Genomic DNA, 23,715 nt, shown 5'->3' with positions numbered 1-23,715 from the left:
CCACGGCCAGGGAACCCTGGCGGCGTGGGCCCCCGCACTAGTTGTCGTTTAGACGCCTCATAACGACAACTAATGCTAGTCAGTTGGGATGGGGCCACCATACTGTGACGGCTGACATAGCCCTTGACCTCGGCATTCATTCTCTTTGACGATAGCTTTATCCCTATGACATCGAGCGATGCCGAATTTGAAAAGCTGATATCCGACGCCGGCGAATGGGCTGCCCAGGACCCGGACCCGGTCACCGCGGCAGCGCTGTCCGAACTGGCCGGCCTCGCCTCCAGCGGTGTCGCTGCAGCCCGTCAACAGCTTGAAGACAGCTTCAGTGGAACACTGCAGTTCGGTACCGCGGGACTCCGCGCCGCCCTCGGTCCTGGTCCCAACAGGATGAACCGCGTGGTGGTGCGGCGGGCAGCAGCAGGTTTGGCCGCCTTCCTCAAGGACGCCGTTGGGGCGGCTTCCCCGGGAACGCGGCCGCGCGCCGTCGTCGGCTATGACGCGAGGCACAACTCGGACGTCTTCGCACGAGAGTCCGCAGCCATCTTCACAGCCGCGGGAATCGACACGTTCCTGATGCCTTCGGCCCTTCCGACCCCCCTGCTGGCTTACGCCGTCCGCGCCCTTGATTGCGACGGCGGTGTCATGGTCACGGCGAGCCATAACCCACCGCAGGACAACGGATACAAGGTGTACCTAGGCGGCCGGGCCGTGGAGGAAAGCGGCCGGGGATCCCAGATCGTGGCACCCTACGATTCGCAGATCGCCGCAAGCATCGAAGCCGTGGGCCCCTTGGATTCCATCGAACTGGCCGGGTCCGGCTGGACTGAGCTGCCTGTTTCCATTACCGGCGAGTATGAGGCCGCGATGGCCGGCCTCGCCGACGTCGGGAATTTCCCGGCCCGTGAGCTGAAGATCGTTTTGACTCCAATGCATGGCGTGGGCGGCGAGACGGCGGTGTCGGTGCTGAATGCGGCAGGCTTCACGGACGTCTCGCTCGTGGAAGAGCAGGCAGCGCCGGATCCGGACTTTCCCACGGTCAGTTTCCCCAACCCGGAAGAGCCCGGCGCACTGGATCTGGCTTTGGCGGCAGCGGCGCGCCTGGGTGCCGACATCGTGCTGGCCAACGACCCCGACGCCGACCGCGCGGCTGTGGCGGCAAAGGACCCTGATACGGGTGCTTGGCGGATGTTGCGGGGCGACGAAGTGGGCGCCCTGCTTGGGGCGCATGTGGTGGCCCGGCACGCCGCGGATGCGCGGCAAGGAGATGCGACACGCGGCGTTTTTGCCAACTCGATCGTCTCGTCCCGGCTGCTTTCCCGCATTGCGGCGGCGGCCGGCTTCGCCCATGAAGAAACGCTGACGGGATTCAAGTGGATTTCCCGGGTGCCGGGGCTTGTGTACGGCTACGAGGAAGCCCTGGGCTACTGTGTTGCGCCCGAACTTGTCAGGGACAAGGATGGTATTTCCGCCTCCTTGCTCATCGCCGAACTAGCGGCGGCGGCCAAGGCCGAAGGAAAGACGATCTTCGACACCCTGGACGAGATCTACCTGGTGCACGGCCTGCACGCGAGTGACCAACTCAGCATCCGCGTGGCGGACCTTGGTTTGCTGGACGCGATGATGAACCGGCTTCGGGCCGATCCGCCGGAGTCCTTTGGCGGATCCGCCATCGAGACCTTTGTGGATTTGGCCGAGGGAGGCGAGCAACTGCCGCCAACGGACGGTCTCCTCTACCTGACCAAGGACCTAAGCCGCGTCATCATCCGGCCCAGTGGCACCGAGCCAAAGCTCAAGTGCTACCTGGAGGTCATCAAGTCGGTCGGTTCCGCGGCGGAACTCGCAGAAACCCGGCACGCCGCGCGAACCACTTTGGACCACATACTCGCGGACGTCCGCGAGGCGCTGGGGCTCTGAGCTAGAGTTCGACTTCGATGAAGCCGTCAACCATGCGGGTCCTGAATGCCGGAAGCCGGAGCCCGGGGTTGGAATAGCACTCACCGGTCTGCAGGTCGTAGACCTCCTTGTGCAACGGGGAGGCGATGGTGGGGCGTGATCCCCGGGAACCGGTGATCCCGCGGGCCATGACATTGGCCAGGGTTGCGGGGTCCTGCTGGGCGACTGCGTAGACATTGTCGGCATCGAGGCGGAAGATCGCCACTTGCACGCCGTCGATCAACGCTGCCTCGCCCCAAGCCGGCTCAAGTTCGTCCAACGGGCATACACGGTGCCAGCTGGACGCGGTCGGCGCGCTCGTCAGTTGTTCTTCCCGTTCCAGAATGACGGTCATGTCAACCCCTCTCGCTATGCCTGCAGCCGGACAAATGCTGTCCTTTCCTTTCAGGCGTTGGCCGCCCAGCGGCCATACCTTCAAGGTAGGCGGGGAGTGTTTCACCGGAACGCAGTCAATGTGTCCGGTGCGTAAAAGAGACCTCACAGGTGCCGACATCCAATCGTGACCCAGAAGTTAAGACCACGAAACAAAAGGGAAACTGAAGAGAAACTGCCCGTCCGTAGTCTGAAGTGACAAGTTGCGGAGCACGTTCTGCGGCGTATGCGAAAGGCCACCAGTGACCGGACACACTTCCACCCCAGAAAACCAGCGCCGTATTGTTGTCGCCGGCGGGGGCCCTGCGGCCCACCGTTTTGCCGATGCGATGCATACCCGCGGTCTCGAGGGCTGGCACGTCACGGTCCTGACCGAGGAAGCGCACGTTCCGTATGACCGGGTCACCCTGAGCAAAGCGCTGACCGATGTGGACTACGACCTCACCTTGGGCGACATGTCCATGTGGGAGCATGATGCGCTGGAGCTGCGCACGGGCGAGCGGGTGGTCAAGATCAACCCCGATGCCAAGTCCGTGGAAACCGCAGCCGGCAACACTTACGCCTATGACCACCTGGTGGTGGCCACCGGCTCGGACGCGGCACAGCTCCCCTTCCCCGGCGGCGAGCTCGCCCATGTCTACCGCACCCTCGACGACGTCTGGGCCATCAACAAGGCCATCGCCGAACTCACGGAGAAGCTCGGCCGGACCGTGAAGACCGTGACCATCGGCGGCGGCCTCCTCGGTTTGGAAGCCGCGGCCGGCACCATGGAGCTGGGCGCGCAGGCCACCGTCATCAACGGTTCGCGCTGGCTCATGAACGCCCAGCTCGATGAGGGCGCCGGCCAGGCGCTGGGCCGGCTGGTCACGGCCAAGGGACTCGAAGTCCTTACGGGAACCTACCCTGCCGAAGTATTGTCCGACGACGACGGCCAGGTCACCGGCGTCCTCATGAAGGACGGCCGCGTCATCCCCGCCGACATGGTCATCGCGTCCATCGGCATCCGTCCCCGCGATGAGCTGTTCCGCGAAACGGAAGGCACCGTAGACGGGCCCACCGCTGGCAAAGAACAGCTGTTCGAACTGGGCAAGAAGGGTGGCGTTGTCATCAACGACCATTGCGCCACCCCGGTCCCGGGCATTTGGGCGATCGGTGAGGTGGCCAACTTCGATGGCATGTGCCTGGGACTCGTGGCCCCGGCGAACACGATGGCCGAGATCGTCGCCGACCGCCTGCACGGCGGGCAAGCGACCTTCCCCGGTTTCGACACGGCCACCAAGCTCAAGCTCTCCGGCGTGGACGTGGCCAGCTTCGGCGACGCGTTCGCCAAGACCGAGCATTCCCTGGAAATCGTTTACGCGGATCCGGCCCGGGGCGTCTACCAGAAGATCGTCACCACCGACGACGCCAAGACCCTGCTCGGCGGGATCTTCGTCGGCGACGCCACACCGTACATGAGCCTGCGCCCCCTGCTCGGCCGCGAACTGCCCGCCGAACCCGGCGCCTACCTCACCGCTGCCGGTGGCGGTGACGCCCCCGAGACCGAACTGCCCGACGACGCGATCCTGTGCTCCTGCAACAACGTGGCCGCAGGTAGCGTCCGCGATGCCATCAACGGCTGCGGCTCCTGCGAAGGCAACGCCCCCGTCCAGGAACTCGGCGAACTGAAGACGTGTTCGCGGGCCGGAACGCAGTGCGGCTCCTGCGTCCCGATGCTCAAGAAGCTCCTTGAAGGGGAACTGAAGAAGTCCGGCATCGAGGTCTCCAAGGCCCTGTGCGAGCATTTCGACCTCTCCCGCCAGGAGCTTTTCGACGCGATCCGTGTGCTGGAACTGACCTCCTTCGAGGACATCCTGGCCAAATACGGCACCGGTGCGGGCTGCGACATCTGCAAACCCACCATCGCCTCCATCTTGGCCAGCCAAAACAGCGAATACGTCCTCGGTGCCGGTCGCGGCACCCTGCAGGACACCAATGACCGCGCCTTGGCCAATATGCAAAAGGACGGTACCTACTCTGTAGTCCCCCGCATCGCCGGCGGCGAAATCACCCCTAAGGGCCTGGGGGTCATCGCCCGGGTTGCCGAGAAATACGGTCTCTACACAAAGATCACCGGCGGCCAGCGCATCGACATGTTCGGCGCCCGCCTCGAACAACTCCCGGAGATCTGGAAGGAACTCGTCGAAGCCGGCTTCGAATCCGGGCAGGCATACGGCAAGAGCCTGCGCACCGTGAAATCTTGCGTAGGCTCCACCTGGTGCCGCTTCGGCGTCCAGGACTCCGTCGCCATGGCCATCAACCTCGAGCTGCGCTACCGGGGACTGCGCAGCCCGCACAAACTCAAAATGGGCGTGTCCGGCTGCGCCCGCGAATGCGCAGAAGCCCGCGGCAAGGACGTCGGCGTCATCGCCACCGACAAGGGCTGGAACCTGTACGTCGGCGGCAACGGCGGCTTCCTGCCCGCCCACGCCCAGCTCCTTGCCCAGGACCTGGACGACGACACCCTGATCAAGTACATCGACCGCTACCTCATGTACTACATCCGCACCGCCGACCGGCTCCAGCGCACCGCCCGCTGGCAGGAGGAACTCGACGGCGGCCTCAAACACATCGAAGACGTCATCATCCACGACTCGCTCGGCATCGCCAACGACCTCGAAGCCGCGATGGCCCGCCATATCGACACCTACCAGGACGAATGGGCCGAGACGCTCAAGGATCCCGAACGCCTGCGCCGCTTCCGCTCTTTCGTGAACGCCCCCGACCAAAAAGACGAGGCCATCGCCTTCGTCCCCGAACGCGGCCAGATCCGCCCCGCCACCAACGACGAAAAGGGCGGCGTCCTCATCGCCAGCACGATCCCCGTTCGCGGCCAGGACTAAGGAGCACAAAGCCATGCAGCTCACCATCGACCTCACAGGCCGCGATGTTCTGGTCACGGGCTCTGCCCACGCCGCGCGGCAAGCCGTGCGGCGCTTCGAAGCCGCCGGCGCCGTCGTATATCGGCTCAGCACCCCCGACGGAGCCGACTCTGACGGCCCGCTGCCCGAACGCCCTTTTCTGGTCGCGGCCGTCGACGACGGCCAGCCCGGCTGGGAACCCCTGCTCGAACGCTGCCGGGAAGCGGGGATCCCCGTCGCCAGCGAACCGGCTGCAGGCGAGTCCGGGCACGTCACCTTGGTCGGCGGCGGTCCCGGCACCCTCGACCTCCTGACCGTAGGCGCGGTCAACGCGCTGCGGGCCGCCGACGTCGTCTTTTACGACCGGCTTGCCCCCTACGCGGAACTGGCGCAACTGACGTCCGCGGAACTGGTGGATGTCGGCAAGCGCCCTGGGCACCACAAGGTCGCCCAATGCGACATCGAAAAGCTCATGGTGGACGCCGCGCTGACGGGCAAGAATGTGGTCCGGCTCAAAGGCGGTGACCCTTACGTGTTCGGCCGCGGCGGCGAAGAAGTCAGCGCCTGCGCGCAGGCGGGCGTCCCCGTCCGCGTCATCTCGGGCGTCACGAGCGCCATATCGGTCCCGGCGGCCGCCGGCATTCCCGTCACGCACCGCGAGGTCAGCCACATGTTCACCGTGGTATCCGGCCACGCACCGCTGACCGAGAAGGAACACACCCATCTGGCCGGGCTCGGCGGTACCATCGTGGTCCTCATGGGCATCGGTACCCTCCCCCAACTCGCTGCCGGGCTCCGGCGGGCGGGGATGGATCCCGCGATGCCCATGGCCGTCGTTGAACGCGGCTACCGCCCCGGACAACGCACCACCATCGCCGAACTCGGCACCATCGAAACCGCGGCCGCAGGCTGCACCAACCCGGCCGTCCTGGTCATCGGAGAGGTGGTCCGGGTGGCCGAAACCAACCGCGATCACACCGAAGCCACCGCAGACCTGGACCGCCTCGCGGCTTCCCTCCTTGAAGCCTGAAAGAACACACATGACTACGTTGAATGCCCTTGATTCCATCGTTGCAGGCTCGCCGTTGGCTGCGCCCGGACCAAGCGACGATGCGCCGCTGGACGGTTTCCGGATCGGAGTGACTTCGCACAGGCGTTCACGTGACTTGATCGAGGCGCTCGAACGGCGCGGTGCTTCGGTGCTGCACGCTCCGGCGTTGAAGATCGCGCCGGTCCAGGAAGACGTCACGCTCATCGAGGACACGAAAACGATCATCGCGGCCAAGCCCGATATCTGCATCGCCACCACCGCCTACGGAATGCGGCGCTGGTGCGAGGCCGCCGACTCCTTCGGCATCGGCGAGCAACTTCTTGACGTCCTGGCCGCTTGCCGCATGTTCGTGCGGGGACCAAAAGCCCGGGGTGCGGTCCGCGCGGCAGGCCTTGCCGACGTCGGAATCAGCAGTGACGAAACCACCGCCACACTCGTGGACATGCTCCTTCAGGAAGGCGTCCGGGGGAAGACCGTCGCCGTGCAATTGCACGGCTACACCGACGTCCGCCAGTTGGAGCGCCTCCGGATGTCCGGCGCGACGGTCCTCACCGTCACCCCGTACCGCTGGGTAAAGCCCGACGGCGAAGACAAGCTACCGCGCCTCATCGAAGCCGCCTGCAGTGGAGACTTGGATGTGCTCACCTTTACGAGCGCGCCCGCGGTAGACGCCATGTGGAGCACGGCCCACGAAATGGGCATGTACCGCCAACTGATCGAAGCCCTCAAGACCCAAGTGACCGTTGCCGCCGTCGGGCCCGTCACCGCACAGCCGCTGATCGACGCCGGACTCGCCCCGCTCATCCCGGACCGCTACCGCATGGGCGCGCTCATCCGCCTCGTCACCGAACATCTGGCCCTGAACCATGTGCGCCGGCTCGACACTCCCTCAGGGCATATCGAGCTGCGCGGGCGCTGCTTGAGGATCGATGGTTCCGTGGTGGAACTGGCCCCGGCTCCGCTGCTCCTGCTCAGGGCGCTTTTGGGAGCCGGGGGCGCAGTGCTGTCCCGCGAGTCGCTTTCCGACCTTCTCGAACTGCGTGGCTCGGTCCACGCCCTGGACATGACGGTGAGCCGTTTGCGGTCCTCGCTCCCTGACGGAAAGCTCGTGGAAACCGTGGTCAAACGGGGCTACCGGCTGCGGATCTAGCCCTGGTTCTTGTGGACGAGGTAGATGGCACCAGTGGTGACGTCCTCCTCAAGTGCTTCCAAGGTGCGGCCACGGGTTTCGGGAACTTGCTTGACGACGAAGATCAGTGCCAGCGCCCCGACGACGGCGAAGAGGAAGAACGTGCCGGTGATCCCGAGGCCCGCGACCAGCGACGGGAAGAACAGCGAAAGGAAACCGTTCACGACCCAGAGGAAGAAGATCGAGACGCCGGTACCGAAGCCGCGCATGTGCAGCGGGAAGACCTCCGACAGGTAGACCCACACCGCGACGTTCAGGAACGTCTGCATGGACCCGACGAAGGCAACCACCAGGAAGAGGATCACGTACGGGCGGATCGGGTTGCCGACGGGCAACATCATTGAGGCGAACCCGATCAGCAGGTGGCAGCTGGTGGTCAGCGTCAGGCCGAGAATGAAGGTCTTGCGACGGTCGATCCGGTCCATCAGGGTCAAAGCGATGACGCCGCCGATCACGGCGATCACGCCGGGCGCGATGTTCGCGATGAGCGCGCCGCTCTCGTTGAAGCCCGACTCGACGAGCACCGTCTGGCCGTAGTACATGATCGAGTTGATGCCGGTCAGCTGCTGGGCGACGCCCAGGCCGATTCCCACGAGGAGGATGCGGAACAGGTTCTTGTTGCTGAAGACCGCACGCCAGCCGATCTGCTGGCTCTCCTGCTCCTCCTTCGCGACGTTCTCGACCTCGCCAAGCTCCGCAAGTGCACGTTCCTCCGAGCGGACGGACCGCAGCACGGCGAGGGCCTCATCGTGCCGACCCTTCTCCACGAGCCAGCGCGGCGATTCGGGCACGCGGAGCATCCCGAAGAACAGCGCGATCGCCGGCAACGCGCAGACCGCAAGCATGATGCGCCACACACCGGGGATGTCGCCCCAGACGATGCCGATAATGGCATTGACGACGAAGGCCGCCAGCTGACCGACGACGATCATGAGCTCGTTGCGGCCCGCGAGGGAGCCACGGATCTCATACGGGGCCATCTCCGCCAGGAACACCGGGACCACCGCTGAGGCGCCCCCGACGGCGAGACCGAGCAGGATCCGGCCGACGACGAGCACCCCGAAACTCGGCGTGAATACGCACACCACGGTGCCGGCGAAGAACAACACCGCCAGCAGAATGATCGTCTTGCGGCGCCCCCACCCGTCGGAAATGCGCCCGCCCGAGAGCGCACCGATCGCCGCGGCGAAAACGAGCGAGCTGGCAACGATGCCCTCGGTGAACGGGGTGAGACCGAGCTCGGCCGTCATTGGCCTCAGGGCGCCATTGATGACACCCGTGTCGTAACCGAATAGCAGGCCACCGAACGTGGCAATCAGGGCGACCAGGCCAAGGCGCTTACGATGCGGGCCGTTGGTCAGTGGGGGAAGCGCGACTGCGCTGCCGATTCCCCTATGGCTTTGCGTAGCAGACATCAGGACTCCTTTGTCTTGTGATGCGGGTCATACACCCGCTCTGAATAACAGACTAACGCGCGAAAGACTTAAATGTAAGGTCAATCTAACAAATGACTTAATTGAGACTTCTCCGTCATGGGAAGATGAGGGCATGGGTCTTGACCGGCAGCTTCGTCCCGCAACACAGAGCGATGTGGCTCGTGAAGTCGGCGTCTCCCGCACGCTCGTGTCCTTCGCATTCCGCGGCGCTCCGGGTGTCAGCGGCGAGACGAAACAGGCCATCTTCGACGCGGCCAAACGTCTCGGCTACCGGCCCAACGCGGCAGCTGCCGACCTGGCACGAAAGCATCGCTCCGCCGTCGGGCTCTATTTGATGGACATCCACAACGAGGTCTACGCCGACATCCTCAGCGGCGTAAGGATGTCACTTCCTCAGGCCCGCAACCGGCTCATCCTGAGCGTCTCCCAGTCTATCGACGGCGTGGACCCGGGAGCCGTGGACTCGCTGATCGAGGCGCGGGTGGGGATCATCATCGCAGCAACGCTGCTGGACCCGGACGAACGAGTGCGGGAACTGGCCCAAATAGTCCCGATCGTCAGTGTCGCGCGGCCCGTACCCGGCGTGGACAGCGTGTATTCGGACGACGACGCCGGCGCCCGCGCCGCCACCGAACACCTCCTCAGCCTTGGACACACCCGGATCGCCCATCTTGCCGGACCCGATTATGACGGCCACACGGTCCGCCGCAGAAGCTATGAGAAGACCATGCGCGACGCCGGTAGGGTGCCCTGGACCATACCGGCCGATGACTTCACGCAAGCCGCCGGACAGCGTGCCGCAGCTGAACTGCTTGACTCCGCGGACCGCCCGACGGCCATCTTCACCCACAATGACCAGTTCGCGATGGCGGTACGCGAAGCTGCCTACGCGTGGGGCCTGGCCATTCCCGGAGACCTGTCGCTCGTGGGCTACGACAATTCACGGACCGGCCGGCTCCACGGAATCGACCTGACGTCGGTGGACCTCCACGCAGTGGAACTGGGAAGCGTCGCCGGAGCCGTGGCCATGGACCGGCTCAATAATCCCGATGCTCCCGTCGCGGACACGCGCCTCACGCCCGAACTGGTAGTCCGAAACTCAACGGCACCCGCCCCCATGTGACCCAGCTCATTACCGGCCGGTAACCATCAGGGAACGGGGCATCGGCAAATGGCAACAGCGGGGAAACACCAGCGAAAAACCCCGCGCCTACGCTGGGTACAGGCGCATCAACCACAGCTCAGTTCAGCGAAGGGACCCACCATGTCCATCACCCCGTCCGCAGGTTCCATCCACCTCGTCATCGCAGGAGCCGGGCCCGTAGCCCAGGCCCTGGTCCGCCAACTGACAGGCAGTAGCACTACGTCGCGACAGCCGGGAACGGCAGCGTTCCACGGCACCATCACGGTCCTGAGCAACCGCGACGACTGCCCTGATGCGCTGCTGGAGATAGCCGCCCTCCCCCAGGTCTCCGTGCGTTTCGGCCAGGCCGCGAGCTTCATCGATGTCCAGACCCGCACGGTCACCACCACCGAAGGCCTCGAGTTCCCCTATGATCAGCTGGTCATTGCGACCGGGTCCTCCCCGATGTTCCCGCCCGTCCAAGGCGCTGCGCGTAGCTTGAGCTACTCCACCATCGACGACGCCGAGCAGATCGGCACCGCGGTCAAGGACATCACCCGGGTCCTGGGCCGTCGTCCGCTGGGGATACTGGTTGGCACCGGTCCGGCAGCCGGCCAGGCCGAGGCCGTGCTCCGCGCCCGCGGAGTCCGGCCCATCCGTACCACTTTGCGTCCAGCTGCCGTCATGCCTTCCGTCGCCGGCTCGGTCCTGCCTGCTACCGGGATCGTCTTCGAAGACGGGAGCAGCATGAACGGTGATCTTGTGGTGCTCGCCGAGGAACGGCTCCCCCGCAACGGGCTCGCTGAAAGTGCCGGCCTGCAAACAGCGCCCGACGGCGGCATCAGGGTGGGGCGCGACTTCGCCACTTCGGTGCCCGGCATCTGGGCAATCGGCGACGCCGCCTCCCGGGACGGCATGCGCCTTGGGCTCGTCTTGTCCTCGAATGCCGCGGCGGCACATTGCGCCTCCCGGCTTGAGGAAGACGCCAGGCTCCGCGCTTCCAGTGCCACACGGTCCGAGCGTTCCGAACGTTCCGCCGCTGCTTGAGGGGAGCCTCCACGGCAGCCGGGCGGTGTGGCAAGATGGTCATTTGACGAGCCGCGACCCTTGCGGCGCACCGGGCCCGCCACGGAAGGACCTCCATGAGCAACGAAGCCTCCACCGCACTGGACAATAGTGCAAGCATCGCTTCATACATCGACCACACTCTCCTCAAGCCAGAGGCCAGCGAGGCCGAGGTGCGCCAAGTCTGTGCCGAGGCGGCGGAGTACAAGTTCAAGTCGGTGTGCGTCAATCCGATTTGGGTCAAGACCGTAACGAAGGCCCTCAAAGGTTCCGGAGTGCTCACTTGTTCGGTTGTCGGCTTTCCGCTGGGCGCGACTCCCAGCGACGTCAAGGCTTTCGAAGCACGCGGTGCCGTTTTGGATGGTGCGGACGAAATCGACATGGTGATCAACATCGCCGCGGCCCGGGCCGGGGACAAGGGCGCATTGGTGGATGACATCACCGCCGTAGCGGAGGCGGTCCACGCCGGCGGAGCCATCCTGAAGGTCATCATCGAGACTGCCCTGCTGAATGACGAGGAGAAGGTCCTCGCTTGCGAGGCATCTGTCGAGGCCGGGGCTGATTTCGTCAAGACCTCAACCGGTTTCAACGGTGGCGGCGCCACGGTGGAAGACGTTGCGCTCATGCGCAGGACGGTGGGCCCGGAGCTGGGCGTCAAGGCCTCCGGTGGAGTACGTTCCTTGGCCGATGCACAGGCTATGATTGCTGCTGGTGCAACACGTATCGGTGCGAGCTCCGGAATTGCCATCGTCAAGGGTGAACAAGGTTCATCCTCGTACTGAATGTCACGGAAGCCGCCATAGTTTTTGAGCCCCACGGGGCCGAGGAGGAAAGCATGTCCCAGAACGCCAGCCAGCCCATCGAAAAAGAGAACCCCCTGGCCCAGAGCATTCTGCTCTTTGTGTTCAGCATGGTCCTGTTCCTCGGCGCCATTTACTCGCTGACCTTCCTGACGCTGGAGAACACCTGGCCGATGGCCGTCTGCCTGGTCCTCTTTGGCCTCGCCTTCTGGATCCCGCAGACCATCCTCGGCCGCTCCAACTCGGCTGGCGAAAGCTAAGACCTAACTGCAAAAGCTGTGGCCCCGGACTTCGGTCCGGGGCCACAGTGGTTTAAGTGTGACTCCTTCGAAACCAAGTAGTACCACTCGCATTGGACTGCGAAAAACGGGTAACACCACTCGTTGTTAGTTAAACACTGCGCATGCCAGCATTTGGTCATCGATTGAATGGGCAATCGAAGCAAGAATTGGTAATTGCGAATTCCTTGCCGCTTCGCCTGTTCTGGGGAATACCAATTCAAAAAGGAGTTTCACTCATGCGCAAATTGAGCAAAAAGGGAAAAGTCTACGCCGTTGCAGCATCGGTTGCCCTTGTGGCAGCAAGCGGCGGAGCAGCCTTCGCCTACTGGACCACCACCGGCACCGGGTCGGGAGGGGCGGCCAACTCGGCAGGCGGAGGCACGGTCACCCTGCACGCCACCTTCGCGGCCGGCCTGGCACCAGGCAACTCGACGTCTGTCGCCTACACGGCCGACAATGCGAGCAACACCGACACAGTTGTGGGAGCCCTCACCGCAACGGTATCCACCAGCGATCCCACGCATTGCCTCGCTTCCTGGTTCACGGTTACCGCCTCGACCTCGAATTCGCCCGTGGCACACAACTCAACCGACACGTCCGTCGGCAGCGGAACGCTGACCTTCCTCAACGACGCCGCCAGCCAAGACTCCTGCAAGGGCGCCACGGTGACGGTCACGGTCGGAAGTCTCTAGCCATCCAGCTGGTGGGCCCGCAATGGCCCACCAGCTTTTGCCGTCCGCACAGAAACCCACGCAGAACAAACCCAAAGGAGGCACAGGTGCCAAGGATTCCGGAGCTATTCGGCTCACCGATTCGCACCGTCCGCACCGGAGCCAAGATGCTCCTGGCAGGCCTTCTTCTGGTGACCCTCACGTCAGGCGTAGTGCTCGCCGCCAACAGCAACGGCACCCAAAACCCGCCCAAAGGCATTACGCTGCAGTTGGCACCCACCAACAGGACCGCCGTTCAGGGAACGCCGGCAAGCTACAACGTCGTGGTCCAGCCTTCGGGCGGGTTCACCGGGAATGTCTCCTTGTCGGCCACTGGGCTGCCGGCAGGTGCCACGGCATCGTTTTCTCCCGCCGTCGTAGCCACCGGGCCCGGATCAGGGTCAGCAACTCTCGACGTGTCCACCACTTCCGCCACACCTCTTGGAACCTACTCCCTGAGCCTCAAGGGCAGCAGCGGGACGCTACAGTCCGCCGTCGTCGTCGTTTCCTTGACGGTGACCGCCGGCCAGCACCAGCCGTTCACCATCTCAGGCGGCCCCACCGGAGTTCTCGCGCCGGGCTACGGCGTGCCGATTGATCTCCAGTTGGCGAACCCGGGCAATTCCAGCCTCAATGTCACTGGCCTCACTGTTTCCGTCACGGGAGTCACCCGGACTGCCCAGGCCATGGCTAACAACCGGCCGTGCAATCCTTCGGACTACGCAGTGACACAATTCAGCGGCAGCTATCCGATCGCCTCCCCGCCGGGCAATTCCTCCCTTTCCGGGAACGGAATTCCGGCGGCTCAATGGCCCCAGATAAAGATGCTGAATAGCTCGCTCAACCAGGACGGTTGCAAAGGCGCAACCCTCCAGCTTTCCTACTCCGGAACGGGACAGGGCAACTGACATGACTTCCAACGGACGGCTGAAGATCAGCGGAGGCCGGGGCGTCAAGGCCGCATTCCTGGCAGGCGCGCTCACCCTGGCACTCGGTACGGGGACGGCGTTTGCATACTGGGCCACGAACGGCTCCGGCAGCGGCTCCGCTGCCACCGGCGACATGCAAACGGTGACCGTCGACGCGCTCGTTCCCGGTGACACCCCGACGTCGATGCTGATCCCGGGTGGGACAGCCGACGTAGTGCTTCGGGTGACCAACCCGAACCCCTACCCGGTCCAGGTGTACAGCGTCATGGGCGACGGACCCGTCACCGCCGACACCGCGCATCCTGCCTGCACCACTACGGGCGTCACCTTCGCCGGCTCTCCCGGTCCACTCAGCCCGTCCGTTTCCATCCCCGCGAATTCGACAGCGTTGGTCACCCTCCCCGGGGCGGCGGGCATGGATGCAACATCCCAGCCGGCCTGCCAGGGTGCCACGTTCCACCTTCCAGTCACGTTGGCGGTCCGAAAATGAGCACTAAACCACTGCACCACATGCCCCTCACCGTCGCTTGGCTTAGGACCCGTGCGCCGTGGGTACTGATCGGAATCCTCCTGGTGTCCGGCATCGGTTCGGCGGCCTACGCGTTCTGGCAGTCCATCAGCAGCAGCAACTTCGCCGCTGCCGCCGGGGACGCCGTCATGCCTGGAAGCAAGCCATCCGCCTCTGCCACTGGCGCCGATATCTCAGTGAGCTGGACACCTGGTACGACGGCGGGCGGCAGGGCCGTTACCGGCTACACCGTGGCCCGGTACAACGCGGCCACCGGCGGATCCAAAACCCCTGCGACAGGGGCCTGCGCAGGCACCGTTACGGTCCTCAGTTGTGCCGAACACAACGTCCCCGGCGGAATATGGTTCTACACCGTCACCCCGGTCATCGCACTCTGGACCGGCGCTGAAAGCCCTCGCAGTGACGCCGTCAGCAGTGACAGCACACCGCCGGTGGCCTCCGTTGCGTCCATTTCCCCGACGCCCAACGCGTCCGGCTTCAACAACAGCAGCCCTGTCATCGTCAACCTGACAGCCCAGGACAACGCAGGCGGCTCCGGCGTCGCATCGATCACCTACGCCGTTGATTCCGGCAGCCAGACCACGGTGAATGCCGCCAACGCGGCCGTTACCGTCAGTGGCGACGGAACGCATGTCGTGTCCTATTTCGCGACCGACAACGCAGGCAACTCCTGCGCCTCCCAGAATCTTGCGATCAAGATCGACACGGTGGCACCCGGCGCGCCTTCGATCATCGTGCCCACGTACGTGAACAGCGCCAACGTTGCCGCTGTCCCGGTCAACGGCACAGCTGAGCCCGGATCAACGGTGACCCTTACAGTCACGGATCCCGGTGCTGCCCACACGCTGGCAGGTACAGTGACAGTCAGCGGCTCCGGAGCGTGGACGGCAACCGGCCTCGACCTGACCTCCCTGAACCAAGGCACCGTCACGTATGCCGCAAAAGCCACGGACGCTGCAGGCAACACCGGCTCGACGGTAACCGTCACCAGCATCAAGGACACAGTGGCCCCGGCCGCCCCAACGATCTCCGCCCCGCTGTACGTCAACAGCGCCAACGTTGCGAACGTGCCAGTCAACGGCACGGCGGAGGCTGGCGCGGCGGTAACCCTGGTCGTCACCGACGCCGGGGCCGCCCATACGGTAACGCAAACAGCGACGGCCAGCGGCACCGGCGCATGGTCCACAACCGGGCTCAACCTGACAGCCCTCAACCAGGGCGCCGTCACGTACGCGGCCACCGCCACGGACGCCGCCGGCAATACCGGGACTACTACCACGGTTACTAAAACCAAGGACACGATCGCGCCCGGATTGCCGTCGATCAGCGTCCCACCATTCGTGAATAGCGCCAATGTGGCCAACGTCCCCGTCAGCGGCACCGCCGAATCTGGCACATCAGTCAGTCTGACTGTCACGGACCCCGGTCCGGCGCACACGGTGCAACAAACCGTGACGGCCAGTGGCACTGGTGCATGGTCCACGACTGCACTCAACCTCACGGGGCTGAACCAAGGCACGGCCACCTACCAGGTGACAGCGACCGACGCGGCCGGAAACGTGAGCGCCACCGTTACGGCGACGAACACGAAAGACACGGTTTCCGCTACTCCGGTGGTCAACGCTCCTGCCTTTGTGAACGGCGCGAACGTAGCCAGTGTCCCGGTCAGCGGAACCTCCGACGCCGGAGCGTTAGTCAGTCTGACTGTCACGGATGTCGGCACCCCCACTCACACCGTCAGCCAGACTGTCACCGCGACGGGCTCGGGGACCTGGTCTATCAGTGGACTCAACCTGGGCACGCTCAACCCCGGTGCCATCAGTTACTCGGCATCAGCCACGGACCCCGCCGGCAATGTCAGCGCCGCGGGTACGGCAAGCAGCACGAAGGACGTCGTGCCGCCTACAGTGACAGGGGTTGCACTGTCGAACGGTGGCAACACTGTTGGCACAGCTGACGTCTTAGACTCGGTGACCATTACCTATTCGGAGCGCATGGATGCGACCAAGTTCTGCCCAGGTTGGAATAACACCGGAACTCAGGTCCTGAACAGCAACAGCGATGTCGTGGTCACCCTCCATGACAACGGGTCCAACGACACTCTGACGGTCTCCAGCAGTGCATGTCCCTCCCTCAACATCGGGACCGTGGCCTTGGGCGGAAACTATGTTAGCTCCGCGACGGCAACGTTCCAGGGCTCGGGCAACGGGAAGGTTTCCTCGGTTCAGTGGGATCCGACCCTCTTCAAGCTCACGATTGTCCTCGGCACCAACAAAACCGGGACTCTAGCGTCGAGTGTTGCCGGAACCCCGGCCTACACCCCGCCGTCTGGACTGTCCGACCTGGCTGCGAACCCACTCGGCACAACGCCGTTTACATCAGCAGGTACGTCAAGGTTCTGACGTCGGGTCCCGGCGTCAGAACCCGCAGGTTCTGAAATCCACCGTCATCCACCCAAGCCGAGCATGAGCGCCAGGAGCGCCGGCCACTGGTTTCGGAGCAATGCCCACGCCGCTAGGCCAAATCCAACCATCGCGTAACCACCCACTGGAATCAGGACCAGCCATTCCCGCCGTGAACCGGCCTTGCCGAGCAAGGGAATGGAGAATGCGCCGTTGGCCCGCCAGATTCCGCTCACGAGGGGCAGCTTGCGCCAGAACTTCGGCGGCTTGATGACGATGGGCCACAGGAGCGGCACTCCCCCGGTGGTGATCATGTCGCCGACAATGTGGACTATCACGCCGGTGAGCATGGACAGCGGCAACCAGCTCCATTGGTGCGGAGCGAACCAGGTCACCAGTCCGGCCATAGCAAGGGCAAAAACCCAATTGACCAGCCACCCCGAGTTCGGGAACAGCTTCAGTGCTTTTGCGGCCAGGTTGATCATGAACATGCATAACAGCCCGGCCCCCACGGACAAACGGCCCACAGGAGTATCCAGCTGGAACTGGGCGGCCATGGCGGCGAGCACCACGAAGGCCGAGGCGCCCAGGAGTGAATGGGTTCCTTGCCGGTGCCCTCCGCTGGCCTTCTCGATCCCGACGGCGATCACGTTCGACAACGGCGGCAGTGAGTGGGCGATGGTGCTTGAGCGGTGGTCCCAATCGCACACCAAAGCAGTTCCCGCCGTCGTCATCGCCCCGATGAGGGTTCCGGTGGCGTCCAGCGGGTACCAGCCCAAGGCGTACGGGCCGGTTGAAGCGATAGCTATCCACGCCGCAGCCCCGGACGCGGCGTGGTGTCCTCCCATCATCGCTTAGCCTGCGGTCTGCGAAGCGCTGGACGTCGGCGAAGCCGGGAAGAAGATAGCTTCGATCACAGTGTTGGCCCATTCCAGGATTTCGGCGTCCTGCAGGTCGCGGCCGCCGATCCTTGCCGTCTTGGGCTTGGGGAGCAGCACGGCGTCGAGGGCCGGCTTGATCTGCGATCCCGGGTACATGCGGTTGAGCCGCATGACCTTGGATTCGGGCAGCTGGGCGGGCGAGAAGCGGATGAAGTTGCCTTGGAGCGCGACGTCGGACAGCCCGGCTTCGCGGGCACCCACCCGGAAACGCGCGACGGCGATCAGGTTCTTCGCGGGCAGCGGCGGCTCACCGTAACGGTCCACGAGTTCGGCCAGTACCTCGTCGATGGCCTCGTTGGTGATGGCCGCGGCCAGTTTCCTATAGGCCTCGAGGCGCAGGCGTTCGCCGGGCACGTAGTCGTGCGGTAAGTGGGCGTTGACTGGCAGCTCGATCTTCATGTCGGCGGCCTTCTCTTCGGCCTCGCCGCGGTACTCGGCCACGGCTTCGCCCACCAGGCGGATGTACAGGTCGAAGCCGACTCCTTGGATGTGCCCGGACTGTTCCCCGCCCAGCAGGTTGCCGGCACCGCGGATTTCGAGGTCTTTCATGGCCAACTGCATACCCGCGCCAAGCTCGTTGTGGGCCGCGACGGCCTTGAGGCGTTCGAGCGCCACTTCGCCCAGCGGCTTCTCGGAGGGGTACAGGAAGTAGGCGTAGGCACGTTCCCGGCCACGGCCCACGCGGCCGCGCAACTGGTGGAGCTGGGAAAGCCCGTACTTGTCCGCGCCGTCCACAATCAGGGTGTTGGCGTTGGAAATATCCAGGCCGGTCTCAATGATGGTGGTGCAGACCAGGACGTCAAAGCGCTTCTCCCAGAAGTCCACGATGATTTTTTCCAGGCGACTCTCTGACATCTGACCATGCGCCACTTCCACGCGGGCTTCGGGGACGAGTTCCCGGATCTGGGCGGCGATGCGCTCAATCGAGGACACCCGGTTGTGGACGAAGAACACCTGGCCTTCGCGCATGAGTTCGCGTCGGATCGCCGCGGAGGTCTGCTTGTTGGTGAACGGCCCGACGTACGTCAGCACGGGGTGCCGCTCCTCCGGCGGCGTGGCCAGGGTGGACGTTTCGCGGATGCCCGTGAGGGACATCTCCAAGGTGCGCGGGATGGGAGTGGCGCTCATGGCCAGGACATCCACGTTGGTGCGCATCTTTTTGAGGGCTTCCTTGTGCTCCACGCCGAAGCGCTGCTCCTCATCGACGATCACCAAACCGAGATCCTTGAACTCGAAGTCCTTGGACAGCAGGCGGTGCGTGCCAATGACCACATCCACGGAGCCATTCTTGACTCCCTCCATGGTTTCCTTGGCTTCCTTCGCACCTTGGAACCGTGACAGCGGCTTGACGCGCAAAGGGAATCCGGAGAAGCGCTCGGTGAACGTTTCATAGTGCTGCTGGGCGAGCAGCGTGGTGGGAACCAGAACTGCGACCTGCTTGCCGTCCTGTACCGCCTTGAATGCGGCACGCACGGCGATCTCGGTCTTCCCGTAGCCGACGTCGCCAGAGACGAGGCGATCCATGGGGATCTCGCGTTCCATGTCGGCCTTGACCTCGTTGATGGTGGTGAGCTGGTCCGGCGTCTCCACATAGGGGAAGGCTTCCTCAAGCTCCCGCTGCCATGGCGTGTCCGGAGCGAAGGCATGCCCTCGCGAGGCCATTCGGGCGGAGTACAGCCTGATGAGCTCGCCCGCGATTTCCTTCACGGCCTTGCGGGCCTTGGACTTGGTGCTCGCCCAGTCCGCCCCGCCCATCTTGCTCAACGACGGCGTGTCGCCACCGACGTAGCGGGTCACCTGGTCCAGCTGGTCCGTGGGCACGAAAAGCCGGTCGCCGGGCGCACCGCGCTTGGACGCCGCGTACTCGAGCACGAGGTACTCGCGAAGACCGGCGTCTCCCCCGGAGGAACCGGCAGATGAGCCGGCCACCTTGCGCTGGATCAGCTCCACGAACTTCCCGATCCCGTGCTGTTCGTGGACCACGAAGTCGCCTGCGTGCAGCTGGAGGGGGTCGACGGCGTTGCGCCGCTTCGAGGGCATGCGCCGCATGTCCTTCGTGGAGCCGGCCGACGAGCGGCCCAGGAGGTCCGCTTCCGTGAGGAGCCCCAGTTTGAGGCCGTCCAGGACAAAACCGCGTCCGACGGCGGCAGTGGTCACCTCGATGATGCCTGCCTGGAGTTCGTGGGCCAGGGAGTCGACGCGGGAACACGGGATATCAGCATCATGGAACAATTCTGCGAGGCGCTGGGCAGGCCCGGGGCCGTCCGTCGCCACCACGATGCGCCATTGGTCCCGCACATGGGAACCGATGAATTCGAGCATTTCCGCGACGTCGCCCTGGTATCCGCGCGGTTCACGGGCGTGCAGGTTCAGGACGTCGATGTCGAGGACCAGGTCTTCGTCGGTCGCCAACGACGTGATGGACCACCAGGAGACGCCGTGGGCCAGCGCCGCACTCCGGGTGTCCGTCAAGGATTGGAAACTGGCCGCGTGCAACGCTGAAGCGGCTTGGGAGCCCAATACCGAGTCGAGATCGAGGGGCGCCGCCCCGCCGTCGGACGCCGTGGACCAGGCCGCTTCGAGGAACTCCTCGTTGGTGGCGGCGAGGTCATGCGCGCGGGTGCGGACCTTCTCAGGTTCAATGACCACACCGATCGAACCTGCCGGCAACTGGTCCACGAAAGGCACCATGGCGTCCACCAGGACCGGCGCCAGGGACTCCATGCCCTCGACGGCGATGCCGCCCGCGATCTTTTCCAACATGTCCGCGGCGGCCGGCATGTCGGCCTTGAGCTTCGCGGCGCGGGACATGACCGCCGGCGTGATGAGGATTTCCCGGCAAGGCGGGGCGTGCAACTCGCTGGGGTGGTGCACGGCCGGACCCGAGAGCGAACGCTGGTCGGCCACCGCAAACCAGCGCATCTGGTCCACTTCGTCGCCGAAGAATTCCACCCTGATCGGGTGGTCCTCGGTGGGTGGGAACACGTCCAAAATACCGCCCCTGACGGCGAATTCACCACGGTGGGTAACCATGTCCACGCGCGAGTAGGCAGCGTCGGCAAGGCGGCGTACCACGTCGCTGAAGGGCATTTCCTGCCCCACCCTCAATGTCACGGGGACCAGCTCTCCGAGGCCCGCCACGACCGGCTGGACCACGGCGCGAACGGGCGCCACGACCACCCGCAGGGGTCCCGCCGTCGAGCTCTCCGGGTGGGCCAGGCGGCGAAGGACCGAGAGCCTGCGGCCCACGGTGTCCGAGCGCGGGGAGAGCCTTTCGTGCGGCAGGGTTTCCCAGCTGGGGAAGGCCGCCACTGAGTCCGCGGGGAGATAGGCGGCCAAGGCCTCGGTGAGGTCCTCGGCTTCTCGACCCGTTGCCGTGACGGCCAACACCACGGCGCTGTCTTCAAGCTTCCGGGAGGCGAGGCCGTCGGCCATTTCCGCCAGCAGCGCGGCCCTCAAGCCTGCGGGGGCGCTGATCTGGTAGTCGCTGCTGCGTTCGCCGAACGCCCGCGAAGCCTCAGGCCTGACCCGCGCGAACGTCCGGTCCTCACCCAGGGCACGCCGCAATCCATCAAGGGATGCGACAGTGCCGGCAGGGCTGATTCCGGAGTTGACCGCTGATGGTTGGCCTTTGGGGCTCATGGATGGCACTCCTCGGAAGAGGGAAGTCGGATAGGGAAAGGCAGCACGAAAACCCGAAATTCTCTCGAATCCCGGGGCGTTCCTAGCCTACCCCGCCCACACCGTAGGATGTTTGGGAGCCGCAAGAGCTTTCAACCGAGATATTCACGGAGGACCCCATGGCCCTGAACGCATCCACCACCCTGCCCTACGGCGTCGACCGCGTAGCAGCTACTTTCATTGACGAAGACTTCCTGCGCCACACGAGCGAGTATGTCGGCGGCACGCTGGAATCATTCCAGATCGACGGCGACGTCGCCGGACCCTTCACCACCACAACGGTCCGCACCCTGCCCACCACGCGCCTCCCGGAGATCGCCCGCAAATTCGTGGGCGAGAAACTCACCGTCACCCAGACCGAGAAATGGGACGCCCCGACGGCCGACGGCTCCCGGACCAGCCACATCTCCCTGAAGATTTCCGGCGCACCGCTGGATGTCACCGCAGTGCAGCGCCTGGTGGCCGACGGCGGCAACACCCGCGTCGAGCTCGAAGGTGCCGTCACGTCGTCGGTTCCATTCCTCGGCGGCAAGATCGCCGACGCAGCCGAACCGATGGTGGGCAAGGCCTTGAACATCCAGTCCCAGCAGGCCCAGGCCTGGCTCGAAAGCCACTAGCGTGCAGCTGGCAGCCGGGCTGTCGATTGTGCTGATCGTCGCAGGCGCGTGGTCACTGATTGTGTGGCCACAGTTCCTGCGCCGCGTCATGGCCGACTCCCGTGCCCGCGACGCCAACGGGAAAGCCACGAAGTTCCTCACGGTCCACGTCGTGTTGGTCACCATCTCCATGGTGCTCGGACTCGCGACGGCGGTCATCGGGATCACGGGGCTGCTCACCTAACGCCCCTTCCGAGCCCAACTAGCTCGCGTTTGTTGTCGTTTTGACGGCTCATAACGACAACAAATGCGAGTGAGTTGGGGGCCTCGGCTAAAATTGAACACAGGTGCGCCGGGAAGTCTGGTCGGCAACAGTTTTGTCGACCCCAAACTCCCCAAGGAGCCACATGGCGAACCGTCCGCACCGCGCTGCCCCTTCCAGGGTTTTGAGCCGCTCCAGCTTCCCCGAGTACCAACGGATCCTGGCTATTCTGCGCACTGAAACCGTCGGCGGCGCACTCTTGCTCGCCGCCACGGTGGCCGCGCTCGTCTGGGCAAACTCACCCCTGCCGAACGGCTACTTCGCACTGCGCGAAGTGAAGATCGGCTACGCTCCCTGGCATCTGGAATTGAGCCTTGGCCACTGGGCCTCCGACGGGCTCCTGGCCGTTTTCTTCTTCATCGCCGGGCTGGAGCTCAAGCGTGAATTCGTGGCCGGGGAACTGCGGAAGCCCGCAAAAGCAATCGTCCCGGTGGCGGCGGCAGTGGGCGGCGTGGTCCTTCCCGCGCTCATCTACGTGGTCATCAACCTCGGCTCGGGCGCGGAAACACTCAAGGGCTGGGCTATCCCGACGGCCACGGACATCGCGTTCGCGTTGGCTGTCCTGGCAGTCATCAACACGCATTTGCCCGCCGCGTTGCGGACCTTCCTGCTGACCCTGGCCGTGGTGGATGACTTGATTGCCATCGGCATCATCGCGTTCTTCTACTCGAACGGCCTCGAACCCTTCATGCTGCTGGCCGCTGCGGTGCCCCTGGCCCTCTTTGCTTTCCTCGTCCAGAAACGGGTTCGCAGCTGGTACCTGCTACTCCCCTTGGCGGCGGCCACCTGGGCCTTCGTCCACGCCTCGGGAATCCACGCCACCGTCGCCGGGGTCCTGCTCGGTTTCGCCGTACCCGTCGTGGCCTCAGGCAAGAAGGGTGAACCTGCGGCCGGGCTCGCCGAAAGTTTCGAACACCGCTTGCGTCCTTTCTCCGCAGGCTTTGCCGTACCTGTTTTCGCGTTCTTCTCTGCCGGCGTGGCTTTGGGCGGCGCCGAGGGACTCGGAGCTGCCCTGAGCGACCCGGTAGCTGTAGGGATCGTTCTGGCCCTCGTGGTGGGCAAGACGGCAGGAGTCTTCGGCACTACATTCCTCATCACCAAGACCACCCGCGCGCGGCTGGATGACGGCCTGACATGGATCGACGTCGCGGGGCTGGCCATGCTGGCGGGCGTCGGTTTCACCGTCTCCCTCCTCATCGCCGAGCTGGGCTTCGGTACCGGTTCCCCGCACGATGACCACGCGAAAGTGGCCATCCTCGCCGGTTCCCTCGCCGCGGCGGTGCTTGCCGCCGTCGTGCTCAAAGCCCGCAACCGGCACTACCGCAGCGTCGCGTGGGAGGAGCAAAGGGACGCCGACGGCGATGGCGTCCCCGATGTTTTTACCCGCGCCTGATGCACCTGGTCACGTTCGCCCGCGTTGGGCGGTTCGAGGATA

At 64.7% G+C, this 23,715-nt stretch carries 19 protein-coding genes; 15 read left to right on the top strand and 4 right to left on the bottom strand.

What is annotated here, in order from left to right; all coding sequences use genetic code 11:
* Positions 1 to 165 precede the first annotated feature (165 nt).
* Complete coding sequence (locus QRN52_RS09930; protein ID WP_284752557.1) at positions 166 to 1,914, top strand: phospho-sugar mutase; 1,749 nt, start codon at positions 166 to 168, stop codon at positions 1,912 to 1,914.
* Position 1,915: 1 nt separating this feature from the next.
* Here the strand turns inward: QRN52_RS09930 and nirD are convergent, their stop codons facing one another.
* Positions 1,916 to 2,287 carry a nitrite reductase small subunit NirD gene (gene nirD / locus QRN52_RS09925; protein ID WP_284752556.1) on the bottom strand — a complete coding sequence of 124 codons (372 nt, stop codon included), beginning with the start codon at positions 2,285 to 2,287 and terminating at the stop codon, positions 1,916 to 1,918.
* A 280-nt stretch (positions 2,288 to 2,567) separates the two neighbouring features.
* Here nirD and nirB point away from each other — a divergent pair, with 280 nt between their 5' ends.
* Genes nirB through QRN52_RS09910 form a run of 3 tightly spaced genes read left to right on the top strand, consistent with a single transcriptional unit; the run spans position 2,568 to position 7,426 of the window.
* Entirely contained in the window at positions 2,568 to 5,207 is a 2,640-nt protein-coding gene (nirB, locus tag QRN52_RS09920; RefSeq protein ID WP_284752555.1) for a nitrite reductase large subunit NirB, read from the top strand.
* A gap of 13 nt (positions 5,208 to 5,220) precedes the next feature.
* Positions 5,221 to 6,255 carry a uroporphyrinogen-III C-methyltransferase gene (gene cobA, locus QRN52_RS09915; RefSeq protein WP_284752554.1) on the top strand — a complete coding sequence of 345 codons (1,035 nt, stop codon included), beginning with the start codon at positions 5,221 to 5,223 and terminating at the stop codon, positions 6,253 to 6,255.
* Between the two features lie 10 nt (positions 6,256 to 6,265).
* Positions 6,266 to 7,426, top strand: a complete 1,161-nt coding sequence (locus QRN52_RS09910) for a uroporphyrinogen-III synthase (RefSeq protein WP_284752553.1) — start codon at positions 6,266 to 6,268, stop codon at positions 7,424 to 7,426.
* Here the strand turns inward: QRN52_RS09910 and QRN52_RS09905 are convergent.
* On the bottom strand, positions 7,423 to 8,880 hold the full coding sequence (locus QRN52_RS09905; protein WP_284752552.1) for a sugar porter family MFS transporter: 1,458 nt from the start codon (positions 8,878 to 8,880) through the stop codon (positions 7,423 to 7,425). The genes QRN52_RS09910 and QRN52_RS09905 overlap by 4 nt on opposite strands.
* A 133-nt stretch (positions 8,881 to 9,013) precedes the next feature.
* Between QRN52_RS09905 and QRN52_RS09900 the strand changes: the two genes are divergently transcribed.
* From QRN52_RS09900 to QRN52_RS09865, 8 genes are all read left to right on the top strand, one after another.
* Entirely contained in the window at positions 9,014 to 10,024 is a 1,011-nt protein-coding gene (locus tag QRN52_RS09900; RefSeq protein ID WP_284752551.1) for a LacI family DNA-binding transcriptional regulator, read from the top strand.
* 141 nt (positions 10,025 to 10,165) lie between these two features.
* A complete protein-coding gene (locus tag QRN52_RS09895; protein ID WP_284752550.1) occupies positions 10,166 to 11,071 on the top strand; it encodes an FAD-dependent oxidoreductase in 906 nt (301 codons plus the stop codon).
* Between the two features lie 95 nt (positions 11,072 to 11,166).
* Positions 11,167 to 11,871, top strand: coding sequence for a deoxyribose-phosphate aldolase (gene deoC, locus QRN52_RS09890; RefSeq protein ID WP_284752549.1), 705 nt, complete (start codon positions 11,167 to 11,169; stop codon positions 11,869 to 11,871).
* A gap of 53 nt (positions 11,872 to 11,924) precedes the next feature.
* Positions 11,925 to 12,149, top strand: coding sequence for a hypothetical protein (locus tag QRN52_RS09885; protein WP_284752548.1), 225 nt, complete (start codon positions 11,925 to 11,927; stop codon positions 12,147 to 12,149).
* A 257-nt stretch (positions 12,150 to 12,406) separates the two neighbouring features.
* Complete coding sequence (locus QRN52_RS09880; protein ID WP_284752547.1) at positions 12,407 to 12,862, top strand: hypothetical protein; 456 nt, start codon at positions 12,407 to 12,409, stop codon at positions 12,860 to 12,862.
* Positions 12,863 to 12,948: 86 nt separating this feature from the next.
* Positions 12,949 to 13,788 carry a COG1470 family protein gene (locus QRN52_RS09875; protein ID WP_284752546.1) on the top strand — a complete coding sequence of 280 codons (840 nt, stop codon included), beginning with the start codon at positions 12,949 to 12,951 and terminating at the stop codon, positions 13,786 to 13,788.
* A 1-nt stretch (position 13,789) separates the two neighbouring features.
* Complete coding sequence (locus QRN52_RS09870; RefSeq protein WP_284752545.1) at positions 13,790 to 14,299, top strand: hypothetical protein; 510 nt, start codon at positions 13,790 to 13,792, stop codon at positions 14,297 to 14,299.
* Positions 14,296 to 16,740, top strand: a complete 2,445-nt coding sequence (locus QRN52_RS09865) for a beta strand repeat-containing protein (RefSeq protein ID WP_284752544.1) — start codon at positions 14,296 to 14,298, stop codon at positions 16,738 to 16,740. Before QRN52_RS09870 ends, QRN52_RS09865 begins: the two co-directional genes overlap by 4 nt.
* Positions 16,741 to 16,784: 44 nt before the next feature.
* Here the strand turns inward: QRN52_RS09865 and QRN52_RS09860 are convergent, their stop codons facing one another.
* Together QRN52_RS09860 and mfd are read right to left on the bottom strand one after the other, a co-directional pair.
* Positions 16,785 to 17,591 (bottom strand): metal-dependent hydrolase, encoded by an 807-nt coding sequence (locus QRN52_RS09860; protein WP_284752543.1) that lies wholly within the window; start codon positions 17,589 to 17,591, stop codon positions 16,785 to 16,787.
* A gap of 3 nt (positions 17,592 to 17,594) precedes the next feature.
* Positions 17,595 to 21,323 carry a transcription-repair coupling factor gene (gene mfd / locus QRN52_RS09855; protein ID WP_284752542.1) on the bottom strand — a complete coding sequence of 1,243 codons (3,729 nt, stop codon included), beginning with the start codon at positions 21,321 to 21,323 and terminating at the stop codon, positions 17,595 to 17,597.
* Positions 21,324 to 21,481: 158 nt separating this feature from the next.
* Between mfd and QRN52_RS09850 the strand changes: the two genes are divergently transcribed.
* The 3 genes from QRN52_RS09850 to nhaA all read left to right on the top strand — a co-directional run bounded on the left by QRN52_RS09850 (position 21,482) and on the right by nhaA (position 23,673).
* Entirely contained in the window at positions 21,482 to 21,979 is a 498-nt protein-coding gene (locus QRN52_RS09850; protein ID WP_284752541.1) for a DUF2505 domain-containing protein, read from the top strand.
* A gap of 1 nt (position 21,980) precedes the next feature.
* Positions 21,981 to 22,202, top strand: a complete 222-nt coding sequence (locus QRN52_RS09845) for an SCO4848 family membrane protein (RefSeq protein WP_284752540.1) — start codon at positions 21,981 to 21,983, stop codon at positions 22,200 to 22,202.
* A gap of 163 nt (positions 22,203 to 22,365) precedes the next feature.
* Positions 22,366 to 23,673 (top strand): Na+/H+ antiporter NhaA, encoded by a 1,308-nt coding sequence (nhaA, locus tag QRN52_RS09840; protein WP_284752539.1) that lies wholly within the window; start codon positions 22,366 to 22,368, stop codon positions 23,671 to 23,673.
* The last annotated feature ends 42 nt before the right edge of the window (positions 23,674 to 23,715 follow it).

Origin of the sequence: Arthrobacter sp. efr-133-R2A-120 (genome assembly GCF_030209835.1) — a bacterium.
Lineage (GTDB): Bacteria > Actinomycetota > Actinomycetes > Actinomycetales > Micrococcaceae > Arthrobacter.
This window is presented reverse-complemented; position numbering and strand designations above follow the sequence as displayed.